General features: G+C 65.8%; 3 protein-coding genes and 1 pseudogene. All 4 read right to left on the bottom strand.

The genetic code is table 11. The features are described 5' to 3' along the window. Positions 1-442: pseudogene (locus tag WAN02_RS33425) on the bottom strand (ABC transporter family substrate-binding protein); the annotation flags it as partial. Further along, on the bottom strand, positions 435-2,270 hold the full coding sequence (locus tag WAN02_RS33420) for a dipeptide ABC transporter ATP-binding protein (protein WP_422269639.1): 1,836 nt from the start codon (positions 2,268-2,270) through the stop codon (positions 435-437). The pseudogene WAN02_RS33425 and the gene WAN02_RS33420, both read right to left, overlap by 8 nt. Next, positions 2,267-3,148, bottom strand: coding sequence for an ABC transporter permease (locus WAN02_RS33415; RefSeq protein ID WP_422269641.1), 882 nt, complete (start codon positions 3,146-3,148; stop codon positions 2,267-2,269). Before WAN02_RS33415 ends, WAN02_RS33420 begins: the two co-directional genes overlap by 4 nt. 106 nt (positions 3,149-3,254) lie before the next feature. After that, entirely contained in the window at positions 3,255-4,232 is a 978-nt protein-coding gene (locus WAN02_RS33410; protein WP_422269640.1) for an ABC transporter permease, read from the bottom strand. Positions 4,233-4,275: the final 43 nt, after the last annotated feature.

Below are 4,275 nucleotides of genomic sequence, written 5' to 3'. Positions count from 1 at the left end.
CGCTGGTGGCGTGGATCTGGCTGGCGATGTCCTCCCAGCTGAGTGGTGTGCCGTCCGACCAGGTCGCCTTCGGGTTGATGGTGTAGGTGACCACTTGCGGGTTGGTCCCGGTCAGTTCGACGCTGCTGAAGTAGTCGGTGTCGACGGTCGTGGAGCCGTCCGGTCCGATGACGAACGCGCGCGGCATGGTGGCTTTCAGCATGCCGCCGACATCGGCGGAATTGCCGTCGATGTGCAAAGTGTTGAAGTTGGACGGGAATTCGGTGAGCGCCAGCCGCAGGTCGCCGCCCTCGCGCAGGGTCGCCGGGTTTTGCGGGTTGACGTCGCTGGTGGCGCCGACGGCGGTGGCCGGTCCGGGCGGCACATAGTCGGCGCCCGACGAACAGCCGCCGAGGATCAGGCTCACGGCGAACACGATCGCCGGCACCACCCGCCTAGCCACGAGCCGAATCCGGTTGCGGCACCGCGGCCAGCAGTCTCCGCGTGTACTCGTGCTGTGGCCGGTTGAATATCTCGTCGCTGTCACCCTGTTCCACGACGACGCCGCGGAGCATCACGACGACCTGGTGGGCTAGATGCTTGACCACCGAAAGATTATGCGAGACGAACAAATACGACAGACCGAACTCTTGCTGCAGGTCGAGCAACAGGTTGAGGATGCCGGCCTGAATCGACACGTCGAGCGCGGAGACCGGTTCGTCGAGCGCCAGGATCTTGGGCCGTAGCGCCAACGCCCGCGCGATCCCGATCCGCTGCTTCTGCCCGCCGGAGAATTCCGCCGGGTAGCGGCTGGCGTCGCCGTGGCGCAGCCCCACGATTTCGAGCAGCTCGGCAACCCGGCTGCTGGTGTCGGCCTTGCTGAATCCGTTGGCGTGCAACGGCTCTGCCAGCAGGTCGAAAACCGGTAGCCGCGGATCCAGCGAGGCGGCTGGATCCTGAAAGATGACCTGGATGTCGCGCCGCATCGCCCGACGACTCGACCTGTTCAGCGTGGCTTCGTCGGCCCCCAGCACCTCGATCGAACCCGATTGCGGGGCAACCAACTCGAGGATCTCGTGCAACGTCGTCGACTTGCCCGAACCCGACTCCCCGACGATGGCCAGCGTGCGGCCTTGCCGGAGTTCGAAGCTGATGCCGTCGACCGCGCGGACTTCGCCGATGTTGCGGCGGAGCAGCACGCCTTTGGTCAACGGATACGTCTTGACCAGATCGCGGACCCGCACGACGACGGGCGGTTCGCCGGGCTCGAAAGTTTTGGCTTCGGTGCTGACTCCGTAGATCTCGGCGGCAGTGCGCCCGACGACATGTTCGGTGCGGATGCAGGCCGCCCCGTGATCGGGGGCCACCGTCAACAACTTCGGTTCTTCGGCGCGACACTCCTCGACGACCAGCGGGCAGCGCGGCGCGAACGGACATCCTGGTTCGAGAGCCGACAGCGACGGGGGCGCGCCCGGTATCGGCACCAGCCGCGTCCCCTGCGGGGCATCCAGCCGCGGCACCGAACCCAGTAACCCAACGGTGTAAGGCATTCGGCGATCGCGGTAGACATCGCTGACGGCGGCCGACTCCACGATCTTGCCGGCATACATCACCAGCGCGCGGTCGGCGAATTCGCCGACCACACCGAGGTCGTGGGTGATGATCAGCACCCCGGCCCCGGTGACGTCGCGGGCGGTCCTCAGCACATCGAGAATCTGCGCCTGCACAGTGACGTCGAGTGCGGTCGTCGGCTCGTCGCAGATCAACAGGTCCGGATCGTTGGCGATGGCGATGGCAATCACCACGCGCTGACGTTCGCCACCGGACAGCTCGTGCGGAAAGGCGCGGGCGCGGCGGTCGGGCTGGGCGATCCCGACCAGTTCGAGCAATTCGATCGCGCGCTGACGGGCTGCCCGTTTTCCGGTGCGGGGTTGGTGCGTCTCGATTGCCTCGGCGATCTGGTCGCCGACGGTGTACACCGGCGTCAGCGCCGACATCGGATCCTGAAACACCGTGCCGATCGTGTTGCCGCGGAACCGTGACATCGCATCGTCGGGCAGCCCGATCAACTCGTTACCCTGCAACCGCGCCGAGCCGCGCACGTCGGCGTACTCAGGAAGCAGGCCCACCACCGCCATCGCCGCTGTCGACTTGCCCGAACCGGATTCGCCGACGATCGCGACCACCTCGCCGGCGTCGACGTGAAAATCGATGCCGCGCACGGCCTTGAGCGGCTGCCCTTCGGTGGGGAAGCTGACGGACACATTGGTGACGTCCAGGAGGTGACTCATCGGCGGCGACCCAGCAACGCACCGCTGGCAGGATCAAGCGCGTCGCGCAGGCCGTCACCGGTCAAGTTGGCGCACACCAGGATCAGCACCAGGACGCCGGCCGGGAACAGGAAAACCCACGGAAAGGTGGTCGCTGACTGGGTGCCGTCGGCGATCAGCGTCCCCAGTGACACGTCCGGGGGCTGGATGCCGAACCCGAGGAAGCTGAGACCGGTTTCGGCCAGGATGGCGACCGCGACGTTCAGAGCGGTATCGATGATGAGGATCGACGCCACGTTCGGGATCACGTGATGGGTGATGATCCGCCGATTGGACACGCCCATGTACCTGGCGGCGCGGATGAATTCGCGCTCACGCAGGCTCATCGTCATGCCGCGGACCATCCGCGAGCTGACCATCCAGCCGAAACCCGACAGCAGCAACACCAGCACGACGACGTTGCCGGAGCTCTTGGTGCGTGGGGTCAGGATCATGATCAGCAAAAAAGCGGGCACCACCAGCATGAGGTCGACGAACCACATAAGCGCCCGGTCGCGCCAGCCACCGAAGTAGCCCGAGATCGAGCCCACTGTCGCCGCGATGCCGGTGGAGATGATGGCCACACACACCGCGATCAGCATGGACTTCTGCATGCCCCGCAACGTCTGAGCCAGCAGATCCTGGCCAAGCGCGTTGGTGCCCAACCAGTGTCGGCCATTCGGTGGCTGCAGCAGCGCATTGAAGTCGAGGTCGGAGTAGGAGTACGGCAGCAACGACGGGACCGTGTAGCAGCCGATGAACAGCGCCAGCAGCACCACGAGTGCGGCCACTGCCGACGGGCGGCGCAGGAAACGGCGCAACACCAGGGTTCGACGCGAGGCGAATTCCGGTGTCTGCATGCCGAATTCAGCATCCAAGGCGGCATCCGTCATTTGCGCCGCTCCTCCTCATCGCTTCGTCCCCCGTAAGCGGGAGGTGCCCCCACTGCATTGTCGCCGGCGCGCGTCATGACACCCGCACCCTGGGATCGAGGGCGGCGTAGATGAAATCGGAGAGCAGACCGGCCAGCAACACAACCGCTCCGGCGAACACCGTGATCGCGGCGACGATGTTGGTGTCCTGGGTCGCCACGCCCTGCACCATCCACTCACCCATGCCGTGCCAGCCGAAGATCTTCTCGACGAAGACCGCGCCGGTCACCAAACCGGCCACGCCGTAGGCGAACAGTGTGGCCAGCGGTATCAGCGCGGTACGGAGCCCGTGCTTGATCAGAGCGCGGCGGCGGGTCAGGCCTTTGGCACGTGCGGTCCGGATGAAGTCCTGACCGAGCACGTCGAGCATCGCGTTGCGCTGATATCGGCTGAATCCCGCGGCCGTGCCCAGCGTCAGTGTGAGCGTAGGTAAAACCAAGTGCTGCATACGATCCACGAACTGCGGCCACGCTCCGTCGATCAGCGCCGGCGCCGTCTCGCCGGTGTACTGGAACAATTGCGCACCCAGTGCCCAGTTCACCCGCAGGGCAGCGAGAATCAGCACGTTGGCGATGACGAAGGTCGGGGTGGACAGCACCAGCAGCGACAGCATCGTGATCACCCGATCGCTGAGGCGGTACTGGCGGATCGCCCCCCATGCGCCGAGCACCACACCGATGATCGTGCCGGCCACCGAACCGAGGACCAGCAACCGAAGGCTGACGCCGATGCGACGCCACAGCTCACCCGAGACGGGCTGACCGGTCACGGTGGCGCCGAAATCGCCACGCACCGCGTGTGAGGCCCAGTCCGCGTAACGCAGCGGGATGGGCTTGTTCAGGCCGAGTTGGGCGGCTTTGGCGTCGATCACGGCCTGCGGCGGTCGCGGACTGCGCTGCATCAGGCTTTCCAGCGGCGAGAACGCCACCGAGGTCAGGCAGAACGTCAAAAAAGACGCCAACGCCAGCAGCACGACGTAGTTCAGCATGCGACGGGCCAGGAAGCGGGTCATGACTACCGGCCCCGCCCCTGTCGCATTCGCCCAGACTAAGAGA

Source organism: Mycobacterium sp. (genome assembly GCF_049281135.1).
GTDB lineage: Bacteria > Actinomycetota > Actinomycetes > Mycobacteriales > Mycobacteriaceae > Mycobacterium.
Note: the sequence above shows the minus strand (reverse complement) of the source record. Positions and strands in the feature narration are given on the sequence as shown.

Coding starts and splice junctions, on each gene's coding strand:
- WAN02_RS33415 (WP_422269641.1), bottom strand. CDS start 3,148: ATGCAGACACCGGAATTCGCCTCGCGTCGAACCCTGGTGTTGCGCCGT.
- WAN02_RS33420 (WP_422269639.1), bottom strand. CDS start 2,270: ATGAGTCACCTCCTGGACGTCACCAATGTGTCCGTCAGCTTCCCCACC.
- WAN02_RS33410 (WP_422269640.1), bottom strand. CDS start 4,232: ATGACCCGCTTCCTGGCCCGTCGCATGCTGAACTACGTCGTGCTGCTG.